This is a genomic window from Pararhizobium gei, assembly GCF_029223885.1.
GTDB classification, from domain to species: Bacteria; Pseudomonadota; Alphaproteobacteria; order Rhizobiales; family Rhizobiaceae; genus Pararhizobium; species Pararhizobium gei.
The window spans coordinates 3,147,791-3,171,496 of the sequence record NZ_CP119409.1 but is presented as its reverse complement, the minus strand read 5'-3'; the positions used below and the strand labels follow the sequence as shown (position 1 = coordinate 3,171,496).

The 23,706-nt window shown below is 58.5% G+C and carries 17 protein-coding genes, 1 tRNA gene and 1 pseudogene; 9 read left to right on the top strand and 10 right to left on the bottom strand.

The window, feature by feature from the left end; genetic code table 11:
* Nucleotides 1–284: 284 nt before the first annotated feature.
* From PY308_RS15405 to PY308_RS15390, 4 genes are all read right to left on the bottom strand, one after another.
* Nucleotides 285–1,079 carry a hypothetical protein gene (locus PY308_RS15405; protein ID WP_275784176.1) on the bottom strand — a complete coding sequence of 265 codons (795 nt, stop codon included), beginning with the start codon at nt 1,077–1,079 and terminating at the stop codon, nt 285–287.
* Between the two features lie 60 nt (nt 1,080–1,139).
* Nucleotides 1,140–3,500: a site-specific DNA-methyltransferase gene (locus PY308_RS15400; protein ID WP_275784173.1), complete on the bottom strand. Its 2,361-nt coding sequence runs from the start codon at nt 3,498–3,500 to the stop codon at nt 1,140–1,142.
* A gap of 1 nt (nt 3,501) precedes the next feature.
* Entirely contained in the window at nt 3,502–3,852 is a 351-nt protein-coding gene (locus PY308_RS15395; RefSeq protein ID WP_275791155.1) for a hypothetical protein, read from the bottom strand.
* Between the two features lie 1,222 nt (nt 3,853–5,074).
* Nucleotides 5,075–6,550 (bottom strand): DEAD/DEAH box helicase family protein, encoded by a 1,476-nt coding sequence (locus PY308_RS15390; protein ID WP_275784171.1) that lies wholly within the window; start codon nt 6,548–6,550, stop codon nt 5,075–5,077.
* A gap of 1,274 nt (nt 6,551–7,824) precedes the next feature.
* Here PY308_RS15390 and PY308_RS22985 point away from each other — a divergent pair.
* Together PY308_RS22985 and PY308_RS22980 are read left to right on the top strand one after the other, a co-directional pair.
* Entirely contained in the window at nt 7,825–8,259 is a 435-nt protein-coding gene (locus tag PY308_RS22985; protein WP_350339837.1) for a recombinase family protein, read from the top strand.
* A gap of 285 nt (nt 8,260–8,544) precedes the next feature.
* Nucleotides 8,545–8,949 (top strand): annotated as a pseudogene (locus PY308_RS22980) (recombinase family protein); the annotation flags it as partial.
* Nucleotides 8,950–10,057: 1,108 nt separating this feature from the next.
* Here PY308_RS22980 and PY308_RS15385 read toward each other — a convergent pair.
* A tRNA-Arg gene (locus PY308_RS15385) sits at nt 10,058–10,134 on the bottom strand.
* 197 nt (nt 10,135–10,331) lie between these two features.
* Here PY308_RS15385 and PY308_RS15380 point away from each other — a divergent pair.
* The gene (locus PY308_RS15380; RefSeq protein WP_275784168.1) at nt 10,332–11,027 is read left to right on the top strand and encodes an SDR family NAD(P)-dependent oxidoreductase; all 696 of its coding nucleotides are present in this window, start codon (nt 10,332–10,334) and stop codon (nt 11,025–11,027) included.
* Nucleotides 11,021–12,568 carry a cryptochrome/photolyase family protein gene (locus PY308_RS15375; RefSeq protein WP_275784166.1) on the top strand — a complete coding sequence of 516 codons (1,548 nt, stop codon included), beginning with the start codon at nt 11,021–11,023 and terminating at the stop codon, nt 12,566–12,568. Before PY308_RS15380 ends, PY308_RS15375 begins: the two co-directional genes overlap by 7 nt.
* Nucleotides 12,569–12,784: 216 nt before the next feature.
* On the opposite strand, the gene PY308_RS15370 is transcribed toward PY308_RS15375, so the two are convergent.
* From PY308_RS15370 to xylF, 3 genes are all read right to left on the bottom strand, one after another.
* Nucleotides 12,785–13,570: an ATP-binding cassette domain-containing protein gene (locus PY308_RS15370; protein WP_275784163.1), complete on the bottom strand. Its 786-nt coding sequence runs from the start codon at nt 13,568–13,570 to the stop codon at nt 12,785–12,787.
* Nucleotides 13,571–13,584: 14 nt separating this feature from the next.
* Nucleotides 13,585–14,850, bottom strand: coding sequence for a sugar ABC transporter permease (locus tag PY308_RS15365; protein ID WP_434064260.1), 1,266 nt, complete (start codon nt 14,848–14,850; stop codon nt 13,585–13,587).
* Between the two features lie 175 nt (nt 14,851–15,025).
* A complete protein-coding gene (gene xylF / locus PY308_RS15360; RefSeq protein ID WP_275784158.1) occupies nt 15,026–16,066 on the bottom strand; it encodes a D-xylose ABC transporter substrate-binding protein in 1,041 nt (346 codons plus the stop codon).
* A gap of 225 nt (nt 16,067–16,291) precedes the next feature.
* Here xylF and PY308_RS15355 point away from each other — a divergent pair, with 225 nt between their 5' ends.
* Together PY308_RS15355 and PY308_RS15350 are read left to right on the top strand one after the other, a co-directional pair.
* On the top strand, nt 16,292–17,530 hold the full coding sequence (locus PY308_RS15355; protein WP_275784156.1) for an ROK family protein: 1,239 nt from the start codon (nt 16,292–16,294) through the stop codon (nt 17,528–17,530).
* Between the two features lie 103 nt (nt 17,531–17,633).
* A complete protein-coding gene (locus tag PY308_RS15350) occupies nt 17,634–17,870 on the top strand; it encodes a hypothetical protein (RefSeq protein WP_275784154.1) in 237 nt (78 codons plus the stop codon).
* Here PY308_RS15350 and PY308_RS15345 read toward each other — a convergent pair.
* The gene (locus PY308_RS15345) at nt 17,867–18,334 is read right to left on the bottom strand and encodes a hypothetical protein (RefSeq protein ID WP_275784152.1); all 468 of its coding nucleotides are present in this window, start codon (nt 18,332–18,334) and stop codon (nt 17,867–17,869) included. The two genes, PY308_RS15350 and PY308_RS15345, sit on opposite strands and share 4 nt — an antisense overlap.
* Nucleotides 18,335–18,397: 63 nt before the next feature.
* Nucleotides 18,398–19,375, bottom strand: a complete 978-nt coding sequence (locus PY308_RS15340) for a LysR family transcriptional regulator (protein WP_275784150.1) — start codon at nt 19,373–19,375, stop codon at nt 18,398–18,400.
* Between the two features lie 284 nt (nt 19,376–19,659).
* Between PY308_RS15340 and chvE the strand changes: the two genes are divergently transcribed.
* From chvE to mmsB, 3 genes are all read left to right on the top strand, one after another.
* Complete coding sequence (gene chvE / locus PY308_RS15335; protein ID WP_275784148.1) at nt 19,660–20,727, top strand: multiple monosaccharide ABC transporter substrate-binding protein; 1,068 nt, start codon at nt 19,660–19,662, stop codon at nt 20,725–20,727.
* Between the two features lie 119 nt (nt 20,728–20,846).
* Entirely contained in the window at nt 20,847–22,382 is a 1,536-nt protein-coding gene (gene mmsA / locus PY308_RS15330) for a multiple monosaccharide ABC transporter ATP-binding protein (RefSeq protein WP_275784145.1), read from the top strand.
* A complete protein-coding gene (gene mmsB, locus PY308_RS15325; RefSeq protein ID WP_275784143.1) occupies nt 22,382–23,590 on the top strand; it encodes a multiple monosaccharide ABC transporter permease in 1,209 nt (402 codons plus the stop codon). The genes mmsA and mmsB overlap by 1 nt, the downstream gene beginning before the upstream one ends.
* Nucleotides 23,591–23,706 lie beyond the last annotated feature (116 nt).

Genomic DNA, 23,706 nt, shown 5'->3' with positions numbered 1-23,706 from the left:
CTCGTTGGCGATGCGGTTCACGGTCTGCTGCGCCAACGTCTTGGTGCCCTTGGTCAGGACGACGGCGACATCGAATCCTTCATCGAAGCCGGCGGCGATCACGCCAAGGAAGGCGCGAGTCTTACCAGACTGGATCTTGCCCAACAGCATGCCGGGCTTGTTGCCGTCTGTATGCGACGACTGCAGAGCTGCCACAGTCCGCCGCACGCAATCTTCAAGTTCCGGTCCTTCCGGAGAGCCTGACGCCGCACGCGAAGCCTTTAGCCGATCGTAAAACCCGCCACTCATCTGGACTCCTCCGCATCCGCCACGTGGTAAACCTTCATTACTTCGTCGCCGTAATGGTTGATGACCTTGACCGCGATCTTGCCGCCCGGAGGGGCGTCGAAGGGCTGTGAAACAGTGCTGTTCAGGACGCTCCAAGCGTCTTCGTCCAAATCGGCCTTCAGTGCCGTTTTCAGCTTCTCGTAAGGGTCCTTGCCGCCCAGGAAGTAGGCTTGCCGCACAAAGAAGCTCGTCTGGTCGTAATCGTCGTCGATAAACCAGCAAGCCACATCGTCTTCCACCTTGCCGGATGGCTTCAGCTCGCCGGTATTCGGGTTGAAGATGTCGAGGCCAAGGATCTTCACTTCTAGTTGGCCATCCTTGCGTTTGCACAGCTTCACGTCCGGTTCGCCAAACACCACGAAGAGGTTGCCCTGGTCCGCCGTCTTGAGACGGTCACCCATGCGCAGATCCTGGTTCATATTGACCTTGAGTACGGTCAGCCGGCCCAGCGACATAGTTTCGGCAGACGCATGGGCCTCGAAGGCGAAGCCGCACACTACCAGCACGTCAAACAGGTCTGCCGCTTCCCGGGCCGCGGCCAGAATCATCGACCGAGTCACGGTATCGTATTCAGGTCCGATAAAGATCGCTGCACGCCGTTCTGGCGCGCCCTCGGTATCGCCCTCGACATAACGCGCCTCAGCATTGACGTAGCGCCCAGCAAAAGGCCGGATGGTCGTGAAGCGAAGCCGCTCACCCTTCTTGGTATTGCCGACACCGGCCACCTTGAGGTTATCGAGCACCACCCGCACGAAATCATCGCTCGTGCTGCCGGCATCGGCTCTACTTGCCAAACGATGCGGAGCGTCCTCTCAATCGGTTAGCGCAGCAAGCAACAGTGGATCATCTTCGTCGGCCGGCAAGACGCGGTGGGGCGAGAGACTGTCCACCGTGAACGGGCCCGCCACACGGACCAGGCCCTTCAGCTCAACTGGCTTGTCGACAAGGTATTCGGTCTCGGCATTGGTCTCGATGGAGGTGTCGATCGCCTTCTGACGAGATATCCGTGCTTCCCACCAAGCAGCATGAGGGGCAATCGCATCTAGGGGCAGCGGATCGCCCGGACATTCCGGCAGATCGTCAATGGTGAATCGGCGACCGAGTTCCTTGTTCAGGTCACCAATGGCCTTGCCGATTTTCTTGTCGAGCTTCGCCATGTCGGTTTCATCGATTCCGTCTTGGCCGCGTTCCCAGTTGCTGCGAAGCTTGGTCCGTTCGTCCAGCAGGACGCGGACCTTGGTATGGAGCTTTGTCGGCTTGGCGTCCCACGGATAGATCGGAGCTCGCGGAATCTCCCATTCGCGCCATTCGGTCTTCGCCATAGCGTTCAGTTGCTCTCGCAACGGATCCAGCACGGCCTGGTGCTGCGCGTAGAGGACGTCAATCTCTGCGTTGTTGGCAATTGACTTCAACGTTATGTGCGGCACGCGGTTGAGCACCAAGCCATTAGCAATGTCGTTGGAGAAACGGCGTTTAGCGGTCACTTCTGCCGCCTCGACCTCACTGGGGCGACGGCCAAGCTGTAAGGCTAGCTCTTCCACAGAGCCGGCTTCGCTGTCCCGCATCGCGTAATATGGGTAGCGCGCGCTCATCAGCCGGGTCCGGGCTAACGTAAGTGCGACACGGCTAGTGTCGATGGTAATCCAGCGTCTGCCCCACTGCTCGGCGACATAAGCCGTAGTGCCTGAACCGCAAGTCGGGTCAAGAACGAGGTCTCCCGGATCAGTGGTCATAAGCAGGCAACGTTGAATGATCTTAACATTGGTCTGCACGACGTAAATCTTCTCGTCGGTGAATGACCCCGTCCCTACGTCCGTCCACACGTCGTTAATTGGGGCGACGTTAAAGTCGCTCATACGCCTCTGGAACTGCAGCGAATTATTGCTTGTGAGATAAAGTCGACCCGACAACGAAAGCCGCTGCATCCCTGGCTCATTGGTCTTCCAGCCACCTTTACCCGGCCCGATTAACTCGTCACGGTAAGGAACCTTGAATGTCGCACTATCCGGCGAGCTCTGGCTAGTAAGGTTGTCGGGCCGAAAAAGATGCGCTCCTTCTCCCAGCGCGGTAACTCCTGTCAGTTCCTGGGGCGTTGCGCTTCGATCCTGTCCGTCTAAACTGATTACCCGACGATAAAGACCCGCAGAATCCATGTCGGATTTGTCAAAGTAAATCTGACGGTACTTTACGACTTCCTTGTTCTTGGCGTACCAAATTACGATGTCGTGGACGCCAGCCAGAGTGACCGTTCCGCCGCTCGGACTTCCGGCCCCACTTGTGGTCTTCAGGACGATTTGGCTCACGAAATTGCCCGCGCCAAAGACTTCGTCGAGCACGGCGCGAACCCGGTGGACGTTCTCGTCACTGATTTGAACGAAGATTGATCCCGTTTCCGTCAACAGGTCCCGCATCGCCTCTAGGCGATCTCTCATGTAGCTGAGATAGCTGTGAATACCGTCTGCCCACGTATCACGAAAGGCTTTGACTTGTTCCGGCTCGCGTGAAAGCTGGCTTGCCTTTTTCGCACTTCCCATCTGACCGTCTTCGACCTTGGGTTTGGTCGTAGAAACCTGCCAATTGGAGCCAAACCTGATGCCGTAGGGCGGGTCAAAATAGATGCATTGGACCTTGCTGCGCAAATCTTCCTTTTCAGCAAGGCTTGCCATGACCTGGAGGCTGTCGCCCAGGATCATGCGGTTGGTCCATTTCATTGTGTGCTGATAGAATTCGAGACGGTCTTCTTCGTCAATGCCGTTGAAGTCCGAAAACAGGTCGGGCTGATCGTCGGATGAAACAGACGCTCCGCTGCCCGCCCTACGGCGGATGTCATCGATGATTGCTTTGGGATGAATCTTCTCGGCTGTGTAGATTGGCACCGCATCGACACGCAGCGCCTCCTCGTCTTGCTCATCCTTATCACGCCAGGTCAATTGCACTGCCCCTTCGCCATTCTCGCTGTTCGCCCAGACCAGTTGCGGGTCGAGCGACTTGTTCCGTTCATACAGTTCCGGGTGTGTCGCCGGGCTGTAGCGGCGCTGAAACAACACTTTTTTCGGCGTTGCCTCTTCGTCCGCAAGGAAGCTCTGCAACTCCATCGTCGGATTGTTCGGCCGCCGCGCGCCCTTGTGCTGCACGGTTGCAACATTGATCGGTTTCCGGGGTGCCTTGGCCATGTCAGGAAACCTTCTCTCGAGTGCCTGCTGCGACTTCCAACGCCTTCACGATCGTTTCGAACGCATTCGCCATGTCGTAGGGCTGCACGATTTCGACAGGGGGGCCCCAGCGCCCGAAACGCCCATCGTTGCGCACCGCCGGTAACCACAAGCTAGCCAGCGTGTCCGCTTTGGCCTGGTCTTCCTCAGTCCTTCGGCCCTTGATCTCGACTACGAGCTGCAGCGGATCGTCATGACCGTCATCCCAATGCACGATGAAATCCGGGCGGTACGCTCGCTCCTGCCCCATGAAGACATAGGGCACTTCGAAGCCCAGTGCATGATTCTTGACATATCCCCGGACCTGCGGAATGCGCTCGATGCGCTCGGCAAAGGCAGCTTCCCAATCACTGTCATAGACGACGTAGTTGACCTGGCACTTGCCGGATCGGTTGTTAGAAGCGTTGTCTTGGTCGTGAAGAAATCAACGTGCTTGCTCGATCCTTCCGGCTCGAATGGAGCCAGTACTGGCAGAATTTCTTCGCGCCCCGCCTGCGACAGTGTCTTCGCGCAGGCCCTGACGATCCTTTCGACGGCTTCGTCACGGTAGCTTGCTAGGCTCAGCCAGCCAACCGAGCGCCCATCATGCAGATGCAAGCATTCCGCCAACCAACGTTTTGCGATTCCCAAAAACTGCGGGAAGAGGAACGTCGGCTCGGTGTCGACATTTTCGGTCATTCGAGCCCACCGCTCCAGCGCGCGTTTGGCGAGCATATAGGCCACGGTCTGGCTGCGGACCGCGTCCAGATCTCCCATGTTAATGACATTCGACTGGCCGATCAGCGGATCAACCTCGGTCTCCTTGGGGATAGGCGTGTCGGCCCCCAGCCGCATATGGCTGTCACCAACGAACGTCGCGCTCAGCCGACCCTGCGGGAAGACGACGCGATAACCAAGCACACGGGGGAAGCACACTTCTGGTGCGGCGCGCGTATCGTCTGCAAAAATTCGGGTACGAGGTTTCGGCGGCGAGAAATCCTTGCTGGAATTTGCTGGCATGAAATCGAATGGCACACCAAGCACGTCGGCATATTCCGCCCTGAAGTAACCTTGATCATCGGGTTCGTAGGATACACGCCGCAGCGCGCGTCCTACGACCTGTTCGCACAAGAGTCGGGTGCCGAAGGCGCGGCAGCCGAGAATGTGCGTGACTGTGTTCGCGTCCCAGCCCTCGGTCAGCATGGACACAGACACGACGCACCGTACCGTGCCGCCCATCCGCCCCTTCTGTCCGACAGTGTTCATGACCTCACGCAACAGGTCGGCATCCGTAATGGCTTCCGGATCGCGACCAGGTGTCCGGCGGAGTTCGCGTCGGAATGCCTCGATTTCCTCTCCCGCGATCTTCTTGAAATCGTCCGAAATGGCATCGCCGCTTTCAAGTTGTGCGGAATCAATCAGGATCGTACGGGGCCGGTCGAGAGGTTTTCCGCTTTCGACATTGTTGAACAGTGGCAGATTGCCGGCACGCCATTTGCGCTTGGCCGGTTCCTTCTCATCTGGGTTCTCGCAATAGCCCGCAATCCAGTCGTGGATCAGCTTCGACGTGGACGTGTTGTTGGCCACAACGATGAACACCGGCGGCGTCTCGGCGTTCTTCGCGGCCCATTCGGAGAACTTGGCATCATAGTCGCGATAGAGCGCGCGCAATGCTGCTTCAAGCTGCGCCGGCAGCTCTTCGGCGGAATAGGTCTTGCCAGCCTTCCGCTGGCCCTTGCGCGGAAGCTGGTCGCGTACATGCTTGTAAACGTGGCGGAAAATCGGCTCCTCGCGCTTGACCACATCGTCATGGGTGGAACACGCGGCACCTTCACGATCCCGCATTCGATCGCGTCCATCAGCGAAAAATCGGAAACGACCCACGGGAAGAGCTTGCCTTCCTCCTGGCCCGAACCACGCAGAAAGAAGGGTGTTGCTGAAAGATCGTAGACGGTCTTTACCCCAAGCACGCGGTCCACGGCTCGAATGCCGTTGATCCAGACCCTGGCCTCCTTGCGGCTGGCTTCTGCCTCCGCATTTGCCTCGGCTGCAGTCTCTTCCTCCGAACGTGCGATTGGCTCGATCTCGGCGGTAGGCGGCGCTTCGTAACAATGATGAGCTTCATCGTTGACTACGATGATCCCACGCCGCCCCATCAGCGGCTTCATGACCCGCTGCACCATCTCGGCTTCAGTCTCGCGGAACCGGACGTCGAAGGTCTCGGGGTCCTCTCGCCCACGGAGCGCCTCCAGGGTGCCCGGCTTGATGTCGCCTTTTGTCCTGAGCTGGAATGAGTGATAGTTGGTGACCACGATGCGCGCCTTGCGCAGTTCGTCCATCATGTCGCGCGGAACGATCGACAGCTTCTCGTAGATCGAATTGCCTGACTCTGGCTGCAAAACGCGCAGCCGGTCCTTGATGGTGATGCCCGGAGCCACCAGCAAGAAGGCGTCGGTGAACATTTTCGATTGTGGCCGACGCGCTTTGTTGATCGCCTGCCATGCGATCAGCATTGCCATGACCGTCGTCTTGCCGGCACCGGTCGCGAGCTTCAGGGCAAGGCGAAACAGGCCCGGATTCGAACCCTCGCTCTGCTGCCGGAAATACTCCAGATGCCTGGCATGGACCGGGTTCTTCGGCGCGACCTCGGTCAACCAAATCAGCGTCTCGGCTGCCTCTACTTGGCAGAAAAACAGCGGTCGTTCACGATCAGTCGCCCGCCAATGCTTCAGCAAGCGTGCGGTTTCATACGTGACCCCCCAGCTTGCCTCGGGAGAGTTGCGCCACTGGTCAACTTCAGCCCGGATGGCGTTAACTCGGTCATTTGCCCGTCGCTCGGACGCACGCTCATCGAGGATCAGCTCCTGCTGGCCGCCCCTGGCGCGTTTCGAAGTGGCGACGGCGACGATGTATTCGGACCGACGTCGCCCTTCATTCTTCTCGCCCGTAGGCATCCCGTCGTCTGAGAGTGCCCAATGCCGATCGGGCTTGGAGAACGGGCGGTTGAGGATGGGATTTTCGATAGCAATCATGGGTGTTGTTAGAGCATCTGATACAAGCGCGGACAAGCGGTTGGATGTCAGTGCTAACAGGCTTTATTTGGCGAAGTCGGTCGGAAACTTACAGATTGGCCAGCGCGGTTTTGAAAAGCTCGTCTCATCCAGTCTCCGGGTTCAGCGATGCTATGACATGTACAGTCGATAGAGCTGCCTCTTGGGTTTCTCGAAAGCGATTTCTCTCACCGATCAGAACGCCGAATGATGTGCGGCGTCGATCCATATGGCCGCTGCGGACGAGACAGGCAGCGGCTGCACAACCTTTGAGCGGTCCATGCTCTCGGCACGTCGAAGGCGGAGCTGCCTCTTTACGGCTGGCGTCAAGTCCCGGCCCCTATTCAACAGGAGATTCTCGAGAGTTTTTCCTCGCTCGTCCGGAAAAATCTTCCGTCGAAATTTCTGTCCCACCGCCCTGGTTTTTATTCAACAGAGATCCCTTAGCAGCTCCCGAGGAGCCCGACGCGCTGGCGAACCATGAATCCTTCCGGTTCCTCTTCTGGTCCTTTGTCGTTCCCGGAATGGCCTATCTCCGCATACACACGTGTCCTTTCAGTTGTAAAAAATGAGTCCTTGGGAGCTATCTCACAGGGAACAGGTCGGCGAGCACTTCACGGGAAGAGATCCGCCTTATGTCAACAATTACAGCTATTTATAATCATAGACGAACCATTAAGCCACTTGTAATTTGGCAAAATAGGTGCAACGTTGGGGCCATTCAGAGAACGACGAAAAAATGAAATACAACCAAGGATAACGGTAAAGATCACCAGGTCCTGTAGCCGCGAAGACACCGGACAGTCGTAGAAGCGCCGTGCAACATGACCACGATTGAAGAGGTGCGTGATGGATGTGTTTCAGCCGGTTCGACGAGGACCGAGGTGCGGCATGGGAGGAAACCGCCGCGGTCTCGACAAAAGCCGTCGATCGACGTGCCATCCGACAACGCGGCGCCGTGACGCGCTGCTTCGACAACGACGACGCAACCTCGCGGAGCAACCCGGGGACGCCATGCCGAACAATATACCCGCTACTGATATCTTTGAGCTGCTTGATCCGGCTCCATCATTGACCGACGAGCAATCACGCCAGACGTAGAACAGAACCGCAACTTACGGCATGCCTGCCTCATCAGTACTACTGCGCCTTCGAAGAGCTTTTCCGATCGAGCTTGAAAGGCAGGCACAGACAACAGTCAGTGCAATTTTAGTTCGCCCCTCGTTCCAGTGCGTTTTGTGTAAAAGGAGTAGAGTATGCGTTCGCCCACTGAAATTCGTGCATTTATCCTTGCGCGAGCTGCCAGCGTAATTCAGAGCAAGGCCAATCTCCAAGTAGAACAACAGCTCAAATACTTGAGCGCCTACGCTCAGCGCCAATCATATCAGATCGTGGGTGAAGCGTGTGCCCCTGGAACAGGCGGGAACACGGTGCCACGACCCGGCCAGGCAGTAGTGATGGACGGCGCGACCTCTGCGCTACCAGCGTTCGATGTCCTTCTCGTATCCGAATGCACGCGCCTGGTTCGAGATCCCGTATTGCGCCAAGGTCTGATCTCGCGCCTCAGGGCGGCGGGTGTAGTGATTGAATTTACCGCCAGCAGGTCCCTTCTGTACCAGGAGGATAAGTCGATGGCGAAGCTCCTTCCAGCTCTTCGTCGGCACCCGGGGGGACAAGATGACCAAGATTGAGACGCCCTCCAAAGCTGTCCATCTGTTTCTTGAGCGGACTGGCGAAACGCCCCGCGCTCAGCACGATCTCCTCGCTGTTTTACATACGATAATGGAGAGCTTTGTTGACCGTGCGTTTGGCACAGATTCTGTGCAGCAGGCGACTGCTCCACCGCCGAGTAGCGTACCGCTTGCCTGTCAGATCCAACCCCGGCGGGAGCGGCGAAAACGATCTGCAGAACGCCAACACAGTCGCAGGGTTCACCCACATACAACGGAAGCTTTAAACAAGAGGAGAAAAAGGCCATGTCGGACAAAAAAATCGTGATTTTAGGCTACGCGCGCGTGTCGGGAAAGAAGCAAGTCCGAGAAGGCGACGGCTTAGGGTCGCAAGAGGCGCGCATCAGAGACTACGCGCGAAACCGCGGATATCCCGAACTCTCAATGATTTTCACGGACGACAGAACTGGCGGGACTGATGATCGCCCAGGCTTTGCAGCCATGATTAGTTTCTTGAAACGGGTCCGTGGCGCCACAGCTATCGTCATCATAGACGATATTACGCGACTTGCGCGAAGCGTCATCGTTCATCACAAACTACGTGCTCAGATTGCGGCTACGGGCGCACAGCTCCAATGCCCATCATTCGAATTTGGCGACAGCTCCGATGACGTCCTCGTCGAGAACCTCCTGGCCAGCGTCAGCCAGCATCAGCGACAGAAAAACGGCGAGCAGGTTCGCAACCGCATGCGAGGGCGTCTTTTAAACGGCTACTGGTGTTTCTCATCCAAGCCACCCGCATACAAGTTCGCTAGAATCGCCGGACAAAACACCTTGATACCCTTAGAGCCTATAGCGGCGATCGTAACCGAAGCGCTCCATGGGTTTGCGAATGGTCGCTTTCAAACAAAAGCGGAAGTGCAGCGGTTCCTGCAAGATAGTCCCGGTTACCCTAAACAGTCAGATGGAACCGTCAAATTTGATCGCGTTACGGAAATGCTGACCTGCGTGCTTTATGCGGGTATGATCGAGTATCTGCCGTGGAAAGTTTCAATCAGACAGGGGCATCACCAGGGACTGATCACATACGAAACGTATCAAAAAATCCAAACTCGCCTGAATGAGAACGCCAAAACACCAGCTCGAGCTGATGTTAGCCAACACTTTCCGCTCCGGCAAGCTGTCCAATGTGCACACTGCAATCGGCTGATAGGAGGTGCATATTCACGCGGACGATACGCAGAGTATCCGTACTATTTCTGTCTGAATAGGATCTGCCCGCGTTATAGAAAGTCGTTTAGCCGTGACGAGATGCACAGTCAGTTCGAAACGCTACTGAGGGCGATGACGCCTACCGACGAGGTCATTGAGATTGCTACCAGTATTTTTCGCGAAATCTGGGAAAAGCGGTCAGCCGGCTCGGCCGAACGCACTGCCTCTGTCAGACGTGAGGTGGGGTCCACCGAGAAGTCGATCGGACTTCTGATTGATCGGATCGCGAATGCCTCAAATCCGGAATTGGTTCAAGTATATGAGTCGCGCTTGGTTGATCTTCAAAGGCAGAAGATCGCGCTTTCCGAAAAAATCCAAAACTCGGCACAAAACCTCCCGGATTTCGACTCAACCTTACGAACCGCTTTGGAGTTTCTCGCAAGTCCTTATAATTTATGGGAAACAGGAAACGTCGAAGATCGTCGAGCGGTACGAAAACTGGTCTTCACTGAACATTTGCAATATGCCCCGGAATTGGGCTTTCGAACCGCCGAAACAACGTTGCCGTTCAAGATCTTAGAAGACCTAGCGACTAACAAAATAGAAATGGTGCACCCGACTGGATTCGAACCAGTGACCCCTGCCTTCGGAGGGCAGTACTCTATCCAGCTGAGCTACGGGTGCATCCGCGGCGGTTTATCATCGCCGAAGCAGGCTGTGTCCGGTTCATAGCTCAGGTCAGGCGGTGCATCAATGGTGAATGCGTGTCCTCTCACGAATTTCACGACGAAGAGGAGCTTCAATTGGTCGCGATCCCGCATGCTTGGCGAACCTCGCATTTGCCTGGAGCTGCAGGTAGGCTGGCGTTCATGGGGGGAAGAATGGATTCTCTGGGCAAAGCTTTCAAGGCGACGGTCATCGGTGCCAGCGGCGGGATTGGCGCCGCATTCGCCGACAGGCTGGCAGACGACCCGAATTGCGCCGTCCTCGTTCGTTTGTCGCGGAGCGGCACCGGGCTCGATCTCAATGACGAAAGCACGATCCACACGGCGGCTGCGGGAATCAAACAGCAGCATGGCGGGATGGATCTGGTCTTCGATGCCACAGGCGCATTAGAGATTGAAGGGGTCGGTCCGGAGAAAAGTCTGCGGGCGATCGATCCGGTTGCCATGGCACGTCAATTCGCGGTCAATGCGACCGGTCCCGCCCTCATCCTCAAGCATTTCGTGCCTTTGATGCCGCGGGGACGGCGTGCCGTATTTGCGACGCTGTCAGCCCGTGTCGGTTCGATCGGCGACAACAAGCTCGGCGGGTGGATCGGCTACAGGGCCGCCAAGGCGGCGCTCAACCAGATCGTCAAAACCGCCTCTGTCGAGATCGCTAGGACACATCCCCAGGCCGTCGTCGTTGCCCTTCACCCCGGCACGGTTGCCACATCGCTGACGGCCCCCTTTCGCCATGGCGAGGGTACGCAGCCACAGGACGCTGCGGCGCAATTGATCGGCGTCCTAGACGGCCTGCAAGCGTCTTCCACCGGCGGGTTCTTCGCCTATGACGGGCAAGCTATAGAATGGTAAAGGCCAGCACTCTGGTTTTCATTCTCGGCGATCAACTGTCGCCGGCGATCAGCAGCCTGGACGGGTTTGATCCGGGACGCGATGTTGTGCTGATGTGCGAAGTCCTGGAGGAGGCGACCTATGTCCGCCATCACCCGAAGAAGATCGCCTTCATCTTCTCGGCGATGCGGCATTTTGCGGCTGAGCTTCGCCAGCAAGGGTTCAGCGTCGATTACACGGTGCTGGACGCGCCGGACAATGCCGGTTCGTTCACCGGGGAGCTGGAGCGTGCCGTCCGGCGCTGGGATCCCGAGGCGGTGCGGATCACCGAGCCCGGTGAATGGCGGGTTCTTCAGATGATCGAGGCCTGGTCGGGGGCGTTGCATCGTCCCGTCCATATCCTGCCCGACAGCCGTTTCCTGTGTTCGCGCGCAGAATTCGCGGCTTGGGCCAAGGATCGCGGACAGCTTCGGATGGAGTATTTCTACCGCGACATGCGTCGCAAGACCGGTCTGTTGATGCGTCGAGACGAGCCGGAAGGGGGGCGTTGGAATTTCGACGCGGAAAACCGCAAACCTGCCGCACCGGACCTTTTTGCGCCCAAGCGGAAAGGGGTTGCGCCGGATGCCATCACGAAGGACGTGCTGGAATTGGTCGCCCGTCGTTTTCCGGCGCATTTCGGGTCGCTCGAGAATTTCGATTTCGCCGTCACGGCCGCCGATGCACAAGTTCTTCTGGACGGATTCGTCGCAGAACAGCTTGGGACCTTCGGCGAGCGGCAGGATGCGATGCTGTCATCCGATCCGTTTCTCAGCCATTCGCTCCTGTCCTTCTACATCAACGCCGGACTGCTCGATCCGCTTGATGTCTGCCGGCGCGTCGAGACGGCCTATCTTGCCGGAGATGCCCCATTGAATTCCGTCGAGGGCTTCATCCGGCAGATTATCGGCTGGCGCGAATATATTCGCGGCGTCTACTGGCTGAAGATGCCGGACTACCGGGAGGTCAATTTTCTCAAGGCTGAACGGCCGATGCCGGACTTTTACTGGACGGCCGAGACGGACATGAATTGCCTGCACACGGTCATCTCCGAGACCCGCGACAATGCCTATGCCCATCATATCCAGCGGTTGATGATCACCGGAAACTTCGCGCTGCTAGCCGGGATCAGGCCGCAGGCGGTGCATGAATGGTATCTGGAGGTCTATGCCGATGCCTACGAGTGGGTGGAACTGCCCAACGTCATCGGCATGAGCCAGTTCGCCGATGGGGGTTTTCTGGGCTCAAAGCCCTATGCCGCTGGCGGCAACTATATCAATCGCATGTCGAATTACTGCGAGACCTGTCGCTATGATGTTAAAAAGAAGACAGGCGAGGGGGCCTGCCCGTTCAACGCGCTGTACTGGGATTTCATCGACCGCAACGCGGACAAGCTGAAACGCAACCCGCGGCTCGGGCCGGTCTATGCGGCGTGGGAGAAGATGAGCGCGGCGAAGAAGGGTGATTACCTGAGAAGTGCAGCTGCGTTTCTGGCGGTTCTGGATCGTGCCGAGCGGGTGTAGTGAGTGGTTATTTTAGGTGAGGGGCACCATTCTGTCCGAAGTCGGAGAGGCTTACCCCCCTCTGTCGGCGACGCCGACATCTCCCCCACAAGGGGGGAGATCACAACTGGCTTTAGGGCTAAGGAAAAAGAATGATCTCCCCCCTTGTGGGGGAGATGTCACGAAGTGACAGAGGGGGGTGGACCCTCCGCAAACTCCCAGCAACCTGAACTGCCCTTACGCCGTCTGCATTGCGCCCGGACCGGCGATCGCCTTGGGCGGCACCTTGCCGAGGATGATCATGCCGAGAACTTCGTCCTTGGTCACGTCCTCTGTTCGGGCATGCCCCACCACCTGGCCGTTCTTCATGACCGAGACGCGATCGGCGAGGTCGAAGACGTCGTGGATGTCGTGGCTGATCAGGAAAATGCCGATGCCTTCCCGCTTCAGCTGTTTGATCAGTTCGCCGACCTGCGCCGTTTCCTGGGGCCCAAGCGCTGCCGTCGGCTCGTCCATGATCAGGATGCGGGCGTCGAACAGGATGGCGCGGGCGATGGCGACCGACTGGCGCTGACCGCCGGACAAGGCCTTCACCGGCTCCTTGAAGCGGCGGAAGTTGGGGTTGAGGCGTCCCATGACTTCGCGGGCCTTCGCTTCCATCGCGACATCGTCCAGCGTGCCCCAGGGGGTGCGCAGTTCGCGGCCGAGATAGAGGTTTGCGGCGGCATCGACATTGTCGGCGACGGCAAGCGTCTGGTAGATGGTTTCTATGCCGTGCTTCTTGGCGTCGCGCGGGTTGCTGATATGGACTTCTTCGCCGTTGATCAGGATGTTTCCGGCATCGCGCTTGTAGGCACCGGACAGGACCTTGATCAGCGTCGATTTTCCCGCGCCGTTGTGCCCGAGCAGGGCGACGACTTCGCCCGGATACAGATCGATCGACGCGTTGTCGACCGCATGAATGCCGCCGAAGGAGATGGAGATGTTCTTCATCTCCACGAGGGGAGTGCGCTGTTCCGTCATTGTTCGAACTCCTCTTATTTCGCTCGGCCGCGATAGACGGTGTCGAGCCAGACGGCCATGACCAGCACGATGCCGATGACGATGCTCTGCAGCGGCGTATCGACCCGCAGAAGGACCATGCCCGATTGCAGCGATTGCATGACAATGGCACCCAGAACGGCACCGGCGATCGTTCCCATGCCGCCGGCGAGCGATGTGCCGCCGATGACGGCTGCGGCGATCGTGTACAACTCGTCGAGTGTACCCTGCGCATTGGTGGCGGCGTTGAGGCGGGCGGTGGAGATTGCCGCAGCGATGGCGCAGAGCGCGCCCATCAACGCGAAGATGCGCACCGTTACCCAACGGGTCTTGATGCCTGCGAGTTCGGCTGCTTCCGGATTGCCGCCGATCGCAAAGACATAACGGCCGAAGCGGGTGCGGGTCGTGAGGAAGCTCATGGCGATGGCGATGCCGACTGCCATCAGGACCGGGATGGCGATGCCGAGCGGAATTTGCAAACCGCCTTCCGGCCAGGGGATGTTGTTGGCCTCGGCATATTTCTTGGCGAGGTTGATGGGCATGTAGTAGCTGTTCAGCACCCAGACGGCGCCGAGAACGGTGAGGCAACCGACGGTGGCGAGAAAATATTCAGCCCAGACAGGGCGGAGCGGAAAACCGAAACGCTTGCGCTGCTTGCGCGAATGGATGATCGAGGCGGCGATGACGAGGCAGGCGACCACGCCGACGATCCAGCTTGCCGTCGCCCCGATCGAGCCTTCGGCGCCGCCACCCATCAGCCGGAACGTGCTATCCATCGGCGCCACCGTCGCGCCGCTGACGAGCAGGAAGGCGCCGGCGCGCCAGACGAGAAGGCCGCCCAGCGTCACGATGAAGGAGGGGACGTTGAGAAAGGCGATGATCAGCCCCTGAAAGGCGCCGATGGCTGTTCCGAGCAGAATGCCGACGACGAGTGCGATGATCCAGGTGGCCGGATTGTCGAAGCCAATGAGCGGCGGTAGAAATCTCGCCTGGGTGATCGCCATGATCATGCCGACGAAGCCAAGGATAGAGCCCACGGACAGATCGATATTGCGGGTAACGATGACGAGCACCATACCCGTCGCCATGACCGAGACGGAGGCCGCCTGGACCGTGAGGTTCCACAGGTTGCGCGGTGTCAGGAAAAGGCCGCTGAAAAGGCCGCCGGTGGAGATCTGGAAGCCGAGCCAGATGATCAGCAGGGCCGCTATCATGCCGAGAAGGCGCGTGTCGATTTCCGTCGCCTGTAGAAATCTCTGCATGGCCGTGTTCTGCGTCTGGCGCAGGCTGTTTGCAGGCGCGGCAATGGTGGTGTTCGCCATGTCCTGAATACTCCCCCTTTATTCTTGTCTTGCGATGTCGCATCGGAGAAGCGCCGCAACGAAGTTCGCTGCGGCGCTCGCGACGGGACTTTACAAATTCGCGTTCAGGACTGGATCAGTTGCAGACGGCAACGGTTCCGGCCTTGACGCCCTGGCAGGTTTCTTCCTTGGAAATCCAGCCGGCGTCGATGACGACGTTGAGATTGTCCTTGGTAATCGGCTGGGGAGCGATGAAGAAGGAGTTCATCTCGACTCCCTTCGGACCGCCGGAGAACTTGACCGTGCCTTCGACGGCGCCCATTTCGGCGCCGCCGGCAAGTGCCACGGCAATTTCGCCGGCCTTCTTGCCGAGTTCGCGCGAGTCCTTCCAGACAGACACGGTCTGCGTACCCAATGCGACACGGTTCAGGGCGGCCTTGTCGCCGTCCTGGCCGGAAACCGGCACCGAGCCTGCAAGACCCTGGGCTTCGAGAGCCGCGACAACGCCGCCGGCCATGCCGTCGTTCGAGGACACGACGCCATCGACCTTGTTGTCGTTGGCCGTCAGGAACTGCTCCATGTTCTTCTGGGCAGCTTCAGGCTTCCAGCCGTCCGTATAGGCTTCTCCGACATTCTTGATCTTGCCGGCGTCCATGGCTTCCTTGAGGACTTCCAACTGTCCCGAAAACAGGAAGTCCGCGTTCGGGTCGGTCGATGCGCCCTTGATGAAGACGTAATTGCCTTCCGGCTTGACCTTGTACACGGCTGCTGCCTGCAGACGGCCGACTTCCTTGTTGTCGAAGGTGATGTAATAGGCAGCCGGATTTTCGATCAGGCGGTCGTAACCGACGACCGGAATTCCTTCGGCGGCGGCCTTCTCGATGGCCGGGCCGATGGCTTCGCTATCCTGCGCCAGAACGATGAGGGCGTTGGCACCCTGGGCAATCAGCGATTCGATGTCGGTCAGCTGCTTTGCGGCGGACGCCTGGGCGTCAGCGGAAATGTACTTGTCGCCGGATGCCTCGAGCGCTGCCTTGATGGCAGCTTCGTCGGTCTTCCAGCGTTCTTCCTGGAAATTCGACCAGGAAACGCCTACGACCAGATCCTTGGCGATCGCGGCCGAATGCATGGATGCAATGATGGCAACGCCTGCCATCAGTCTCAAAACTGATTTCATGAATTCCTCCCAATTGTCACCGGCCGTCCGCGCGAACCTCCCCACGATCCCGACCGGTAGAGTGTCTGTCGATAACCCGGATGAGTTTTTTCTCGACAGTCGAGAAAATAGATGTCAGAGATTTTCCGGGCTGTCAACAAGGCTTTCTGGTAGCCTGAAGGGCCGATGGATGCCTTGGGAGGGGCATGAAGTTGTGAACGATTTGGGGAGCGGCGGGAAAGGCGAATGCTGACGAAATCGAGCACCGAAGTGGTGCGTCAGCAAAACAGTGCGCTGGTGCTTGCGGCCCTCAGGCGCATGGGCCAGCTCTCGCATACAGGCATTTGCGATCATACCGGCCTTGCCTCCGCGACGGTTTCCGCAATCACGGCGGAACTGGAACGCTCCGGCGTGATTGGTAAGATCGAGCAGCAGGCACACACGGGCAGGGGCCGTCCGCGCGTGTTGTTTTCGCAGCGTCGCGATAGCGGCTATATCATCGCGGTGCGCATTTCCTCCGATCTCGTGCAATATTCCCTGATCGACTATTCCGGACGTCTGATCGACCGTTTCGAAGAGGCGCGCAATCACAAGATTGTCGGGACCAAGCACTTCGCCGAGGGGTTTGCCGACGCGCTGGAACGGCTTGTGCGACGCTCGAGCCTCGAGAAGGCGCAGATCCTTGGTCTTTCGATCAGCAGCAAGGGCATCGTGGAGGCGGATGGCGCGCGACTGCTGTGGTCTCCGGTGTTCGGCGGTGAACAGATCGACTTCGCCGGCCTTTTGGGACCGGGCTGGGGCGCCAAGGTGTCGCTGAACAACGAGACGCTGCTCGTCGCGCAGGCACTCGGCATGAAGGCTGATTCGGCTGAGGGCGGCTCGACATTCCGGGCGCTTGCGGCCCTGTCGCTCGGCCACAGCATCGGCCTTGGCATTGCGCGCAAGGATCGTTTTGGAGAGCTTGAGGTGACGGCGCCGAACTTTGGCCATATGTTTCACGCCGCCAATGGCTGTCTATGCCGGTGCGGGTCATTCGGCTGCATCGAGGCATCGGCCGGGTTTTACGGCATATTGCGGGCAGCTTTCGAGGTGCCCCCTGACACCATTCCGGCGAAATTCGTCCCCCTTGTCGAGATGGACAAGATTGCCGCCGGGGCCCGGCAGGGAAACCGGATGGCGGGCTATGCTTTCAGGCAAGCAGGCGTTGCGCTCGGAAACGGTCTGTCGCGCCTGCTCAGCCTGTACGGGCGCATGCCGATCCATATCACCGGTCCCGGGGTGCGCTATTACGACCTCATCCAACGCGGCATAGACGAGGGGATGGAACAGTCGCATGAGGTGCGGCTGCAGGGGCGGCCGGACATATCCGTTCTCTTCGACGAACAACGGCTCGTTTTCGAGGGGCATCTCAACCGGGCTCTGACTGACCTCGATCATGATATTGCTGCGTTCAGGCAGGTTTCTGCCGGAAGCAGCGATAATTGACGCTTCCGTCAAGCGAAGAGATGTGCCGTCTTGCGGAACGGATGTTTTTAGACATAAAGCTCAGCATCGGGGTTTTAAGACCCCAATTGCAAGGATGCCATGCATGATCAAGTTCATCGATCCCGACCATCCGTTTTACCGGCGCCTTTGGGTGCGGTTGCTGATCGTCGGCTTCTGCGCCATCTGGACGGCGGTGGAGTTCCGTCAGGGCGAAAATACCTGGGGCATGATCTTTCTCGCCGTCACGGCCTATACGGCCTGCGTGCTGATCATCTTTTTCAAGCCGAAAACTGAAACGCCCGTGGACGTGAAACCGGACACGCCATCCGAGCCATCCTAGTCAATCCGAGGCGCGCGGAGGCGGCGCAGCGCCTCGTCGATCAGCATATTGGCAATCTTCATGCGAAGTGTCGCATTGGCACGGAAATCGCGATGATGGCGATCGGGGTGGTTTTCCGCGGCGAAGCGGCGGCGTTTTTCGGCAAGTAGCGTCACGGTATCCGTCTCTTTGAGACCCAACTCCCAAGCAACGTCGTGTGGCGCGATGCGAGCGAGATGATCCGGCATGACGGGGTCGGCCATAGGCTTGGGTGGCACGAACATATCTTCCCCCGCCGTGTCGAGATAAGCGCGTTGCACCGTTCCGCTGGCAAAGGGTCCGGATGTGTCGATGGCGCGAACAAAGCCGCCGTTGAGACCGCGGACGGGCAGCAGGGTCTCCCTGGCCTCGTGCGATCCCGATTCTTCGTCCTGTTCTGCTTTCAACCGCTCCAGTACGGACTGGAAGACAGACATTCCGAACATGTGTTTTTCCCGTCCCTATCTTTGGCAAGGTGCTTGTAGCGTTGCCGGATGTCGCGAAGCTGGTCAGGCAGTGCTTTGCTTGAGAATGAGGTCGTAAAGCAGCTTGGCGCTGGGGGGCAGTGCGCGGCCGCGCGCGGTGATCAGACTGTACGGCCTGATCCTGATGTTGAAGTCTGTGGGAAGAACGCGAATGGCACCCGCGCGGCTGGCATCACCGGCAATCAGGTCCGCCACATCCCGGGCGACCGGCGCTATGGCATTGGTATGCTGCACGATCGAGACCGTCAGGATGATGGAGGAGGTGTTGATGATCGTCGCCGGCAACGGTGTGCCTGCCGAGAGGAAACTGTCCTCGACTGCCCGCCGAAGCAGAGTGCCGGGCGGCTGGAAGACCCAGTCGTAACCCGGAAGATCGCTGAAGGTCACCACTGCCTGATCCAGCAACGGGTGTCCCTCACGCACGATCAGGCAGACATTTTCCTCGCCGATTTCGATGAGATTGAACTGGCGTGGATCGATATCGTCGGGAATGCGTCCGATGACGAAATCGTGCCGGGCCGCGAGAAGTTCGCGAACCAGCACATTGCTGTTTTCGATCTGGATGTTGATCTCGATGCCGGGATAGGCAGTCGAAACCTGGCTGACCGCGGGGACAGCGAGATTGAGCGCCGGGCCGGTAACCGAGCCGAGCGACACGGACCCGCCGCTGCCGGTCTTCAGTTCGTTGATTTCGCGGGCTGTTTCGCGAAGTTCCAGAAAAATCGTCCGTGCGCGCCGCGCCAGCGCACGGCCATATTGTGTGAGTTCGACACCGCGCGCAACGCGCGCGCAAAGCGGAGCCCGGAGAATGGCCTCGACTTCCCCCAGCATGCGCGAGGCGGCGGGCTGCGATATGTTGAGAGCTTCGGCAGCGGCGCTGATCTGGCCGTGGTCCTCGATGGCGAGAATCAGTTGCAAATGGCTGATTTTCAAACCGGCGCGAAAAATTCCACGGTCCCAATACGCCATCTGCTCGGGCAGACTGTTCGTCACATCGTCCATATTTTGCCCACCTTCCGAGAAAATGCCGTGGCATTTTGGTAAAAATCACACTGTTATAGAGTAATATACCAAAAACGATATGGAGATGCAGCTATATTGTATTTGACAGTTATGACGTTTGATTCCAGTTTGCCGCAATGTGCGCCAGCGTGCTGGGAGCGTGTAAGGCCTGGGAGGGCTTTCTTTCACCCCTTAAACCTCCGCCGGGAATATCTCCCGGACGCGAAGCGCTGCATATCGAGGCAGGCGATCGCCGCCTGGATCAACACATTAGGGAGAGATACATGAAATTGGTTACTTCGCTTCTCGCCGCTGCCGCGCTCAGCGTTGCGGCGTTCGTCGCTCCGGCGCTGGCACAGGACAAGGGCACTGTTGGCATTTCCATGCCCACCAAAACCTCGACCCGCTGGATTTCCGACGGCGAGACCATGGAAAAGCTGTTCAAGGACGCCGGCTATACTCCGGACCTGCAGTTTGCTGACGATGACATTCCAAACCAGCTTGCCCAGATCGAGAACATGGTCACCAAGGGTGCCAAGGTTCTCATTATTGGCGCGATCGACGGCACGACGCTGTCGGACATTCTGGCAAAGGCCCACGAAGCCGGCGTCAAGGTCATCGCCTATGACCGCCTGATCCGCGATTCGGGCAATGTCGACTACTACGCCACCTTCGACAACTTCCAGGTCGGCGTGCTGCAGGCGACTTCACTTGTCGAAGGTCTGAAGCTTGACGGCGCAACGGAGCCGAAGAATGTTGAACTTTTCGGCGGTTCGCCGGATGATAACAACGCCTTCTTCTTCTACGATGGTGCAATGTCGGTTCTGCAGCCGCTGATCGATGCCAAGAAGATCGTCGTTAAATCCGGACAGGTCGGCATGGACCAGGTCGGCACCCTGCGTTGGGATGGCGCTGTTGCCCAGGCCCGCATGGAGAATCTTCTCTCCTCGACCTACACCGATGGCAAGGTCGACGGTGTTCTGTCGCCGTACGACGGTCTCTCCATCGGCATTATCTCGGCCCTGAAAGGCGTCGGCTACGGCTCCGGCGATTTGCCGATGCCGGTTGTTACCGGTCAGGACGCCGAACTTCCGTCAGTCAAGTCGATCCTCGCAGGCGAGCAGTATTCGTCGGTGTTCAAGGACACCCGCGAGCTTGCCAAGGTCGCCGTCACGATGACGGATGCGATCCTTGGCGGCAAGGAGCCTGAGGTCAACGACACCAAGACCTATGACAACGGCGTCAAGGTCATCCCGTCCTACCTTCTGAAGCCGGTTTCCGTTGATAAGACCAACGTCAAGGACGTACTGGTCGGCGCTGGCTACTACACGGAAGACCAGATCAACAACTGATCTTTGGTATCGACCACGGGGCCCGCGTTTTTTGCGGGCCCTTTTATCATGATGAGGGACTTTGTATTGTCGGCGCGTCCGGCCTCATCATCCACGGACTGCCTCAGGAATACCCGAACATGAACAACATCATTCTCGAAATGCGGGGCATCACCAAGACATTTCCAGGCGTGAAAGCTCTGGACAACGTCAATCTCAAGGTCCGCGAGGGTGAAATCCACGCCCTGGTTGGCGAGAACGGGGCTGGAAAATCCACGCTCATGAAGGTGCTGAGCGGTGTCTATCCCGCCGGCAGCTACGACGGCGAAATCCACTATGACGGCCAACTCCGCCAGTTTTCGACCATTTCCGACAGCGAACATATCGGTGTCATCATCATTCACCAGGAACTGGCGCTGGTGCCGCTTCTGTCGATTGCGGAAAACATCTTTCTGGGCAACGAAATCGCCACCAAGGGCGTGATCGACTGGAAGGAGACGTTCGCTCGCACGAAAGGTCTTCTCGACAAGGTCGGCCTGAAGGAGGCGCCCTCGGCGCGGATCACCGATATCGGCGTCGGAAAGCAGCAGCTCGTGGAAATCGCCAAGGCGCTCTCCAAGAAAGTCCGGCTCCTGATCCTCGACGAGCCGACGGCCTCGCTCAACGAAACCGATTCGGATGCGCTGTTGAAACTCCTGATGGAATTCCGCAAGCAGGGCATGACCTCGATTATCATTTCGCACAAGCTGAACGAGATCAAGAAGGTCGCCGACAAGATTACCATCCTGCGCGACGGTGGCACGGTGGAGACGCTCGACTGTCACACGCAAGACATCAGCGAAGACCGGATCATCAAGGGCATGGTCGGCCGCGACATGGAAGACCGCTACCCGCCGCGCGAACCGAAGATCGGCGAGATGCTGCTCGAGGTGAAGAACTGGAACGTTTTCCACCAGCAGCACCGTGACCGGCAGTTCCTGCACGATATCAATTTCAACGTCCGCGCCGGCGAAGTTGTCGGCATCGCCGGTCTCATGGGCGCCGGGCGTACCGAAACCGCGATGAGCGTCTTCGGCAGATCCTGGGGGCACAAGATCACCGGAGAGGTCAGCATGCACGGCAAGCCCGTGGATGTCAGCACCATCCCGAAGGCCATCGAGGCCGGTCTTGCCTATGTCACCGAAGACCGCAAGCATCTTGGGCTGGTGCTGAACAACAACATCATGCACAACACCACGCTGTCCAACCTGCCGGCGGTGTCCAGTGGCGGGGTCATAGACAATCACAAGGAGCGCCAGGTTGCGACAGACTACCGGTCGAAGCTGCGCATCCGGTCCCATTCGATCTATCAGGAAACCGTCAACCTGTCGGGGGGCAACCAGCAGAAGGTCGTCCTGTCGAAATGGCTGTTCACCAGGCCTGAGGTCCTGATCCTCGACGAGCCGACACGCGGCATCGATGTCGGGGCGAAATATGAAATCTACACCATCATCAACCAGCTTGCCGCAGAAGGCAAAGGCATCCTGATGATCTCATCGGAAATGCCCGAACTTCTGGGAACCTGCGACCGCATCTACGTCATGAACGAAGGTCGCATCGTCGCCGAGCTTTCCAAAGCAGAAGCAAGCCAGGAATCCATCATGCGCGCCATCATGCGCTCCGGGGAGAAACACTAATGGTCGCCGAAAACAGCGCTCCAAAAACCACGCCCTCCATCGGGGAATACCTCAGGAACAATATCCGCGAATACGGCCTTCTCGTCGCACTCGTCGTCATCATGCTGTTCTTCCAGTTCCTGACCGACGGCGTCCTGTTCCGTCCGGTCAACCTGACCAACCTCGTGCTGCAGAACTCGTTCATCGTCATCATGGCGCTTGGCATGCTCCTGATCATCGTCGCGGGTCATATCGACCTGTCGGTCGGATCGATCGTCGCCTTTACCGGCGGACTGTCCGCGATCATGCTGGTGAAATGGGGCATCCATTATTCGATCGTCGTACCTGTGTGTCTTGTGCTTGGCGGGCTTGCGGGCGCCGCTCAGGGCTACTGGGTCGCTTACCAGAAGATACCGTCCTTCATCGTGACGCTTGCCGGCATGCTGGTGTTCCGGGGCCTGACCTACGTCGTGCTCCAGAACCGGCCGATCGGTCCTTTCCCGAAGGACTTCCAAGTGCTGTCCACCGGTTTCATTCCGGACTTCCTGTCCTTCCTCAATCCGGCTCCCGGGGTCATTACCAATCTCTTCGCGCTGGTGGCCGTCCTCGTGCTGGTGGCGCTGGCGATCTATTCCGGCCTCAAGAACCGCCGGACCAACGATCGCCACGGCACCGAGAACGAACCCTTCGCCTTCTTCGTCATGCAGATGGGCATCATCGGCGCCGTCTCGATCTTCCTCGGTTTCCAGCTGTCGACCTACAAGGGCTTCCCGAACGTCCTGATTGTGATGGCTGCGCTGATTGCGCTCTATACCTTCATCACCACGCGCTCCACTGTCGGCCGCCGCATCTATGCCATGGGCGGCAACGAGAAGGCGGCAAAGCTCTCCGGCATCAACACCGAACGGCTGACCTTTTATACCTTCATCAACATGGGCGTCCTGGCGGCACTCGCCGGCATGATAATTGCTGCCCGCCTCAACTCGGCAACGCCGAAAGCCGGCGTCGGTTTCGAGCTTGACGTTATCGCGGCCTGCTTCATCGGTGGCGCATCGGCATCCGGCGGCGTTGGCAAGATTACGGGTGCCGTCATCGGCGCGCTGATCATGGGCGTCATGAACAACGGCATGTCCATCATGGGTCTCGGCATCGACTATCAGCAACTCGTCAAGGGCCTTGTCCTCCTCGCTGCCGTGTTCTTCGACGTCTACAACAAGAACAAGGGCTGATCGGCTTTCGATCCGTCAATCCGGGCCGGAATGTACGGTCTGTACAAATCGGGCCGGAGCAGTACTCGTGCTTCATGGAAGCACCAATGCTCCGGCCCAACCATCGTGACGAGACG

Excerpts from the sequence above, each read along its gene's own strand:
- PY308_RS15400 (WP_275784173.1), bottom strand. The coding sequence starts at position 3,500 with ATGGCCAAGGCACCCCGGAAACCGATCAATGTTGCAACCGTGCAGCAC.
- PY308_RS15380 (WP_275784168.1), top strand. The coding sequence starts at position 10,332 with ATGGATTCTCTGGGCAAAGCTTTCAAGGCGACGGTCATCGGTGCCAGC.
- PY308_RS15340 (WP_275784150.1), bottom strand. The coding sequence starts at position 19,375 with ATGGACGATGTGACGAACAGTCTGCCCGAGCAGATGGCGTATTGGGAC.
- PY308_RS15365 (WP_434064260.1), bottom strand. The coding sequence starts at position 14,850 with ATGCAGAGATTTCTACAGGCGACGGAAATCGACACGCGCCTTCTCGGC.
- chvE (WP_275784148.1), top strand. The coding sequence starts at position 19,660 with ATGAAATTGGTTACTTCGCTTCTCGCCGCTGCCGCGCTCAGCGTTGCG.
- xylF (WP_275784158.1), bottom strand. The coding sequence starts at position 16,066 with ATGAAATCAGTTTTGAGACTGATGGCAGGCGTTGCCATCATTGCATCC.
- mmsB (WP_275784143.1), top strand. The coding sequence starts at position 22,382 with ATGGTCGCCGAAAACAGCGCTCCAAAAACCACGCCCTCCATCGGGGAA.
- PY308_RS15355 (WP_275784156.1), top strand. The coding sequence starts at position 16,292 with ATGCTGACGAAATCGAGCACCGAAGTGGTGCGTCAGCAAAACAGTGCG.
- PY308_RS15390 (WP_275784171.1), bottom strand. The coding sequence starts at position 6,550 with ATGATTGCTATCGAAAATCCCATCCTCAACCGCCCGTTCTCCAAGCCC.
- mmsA (WP_275784145.1), top strand. The coding sequence starts at position 20,847 with ATGAACAACATCATTCTCGAAATGCGGGGCATCACCAAGACATTTCCA.
- PY308_RS15370 (WP_275784163.1), bottom strand. The coding sequence starts at position 13,570 with ATGACGGAACAGCGCACTCCCCTCGTGGAGATGAAGAACATCTCCATC.
- PY308_RS22985 (WP_350339837.1), top strand. The coding sequence starts at position 7,825 with ATGCGTTCGCCCACTGAAATTCGTGCATTTATCCTTGCGCGAGCTGCC.
- PY308_RS15350 (WP_275784154.1), top strand. The coding sequence starts at position 17,634 with ATGATCAAGTTCATCGATCCCGACCATCCGTTTTACCGGCGCCTTTGG.
- PY308_RS15375 (WP_275784166.1), top strand. The coding sequence starts at position 11,021 with ATGGTAAAGGCCAGCACTCTGGTTTTCATTCTCGGCGATCAACTGTCG.
- PY308_RS15345 (WP_275784152.1), bottom strand. The coding sequence starts at position 18,334 with ATGTTCGGAATGTCTGTCTTCCAGTCCGTACTGGAGCGGTTGAAAGCA.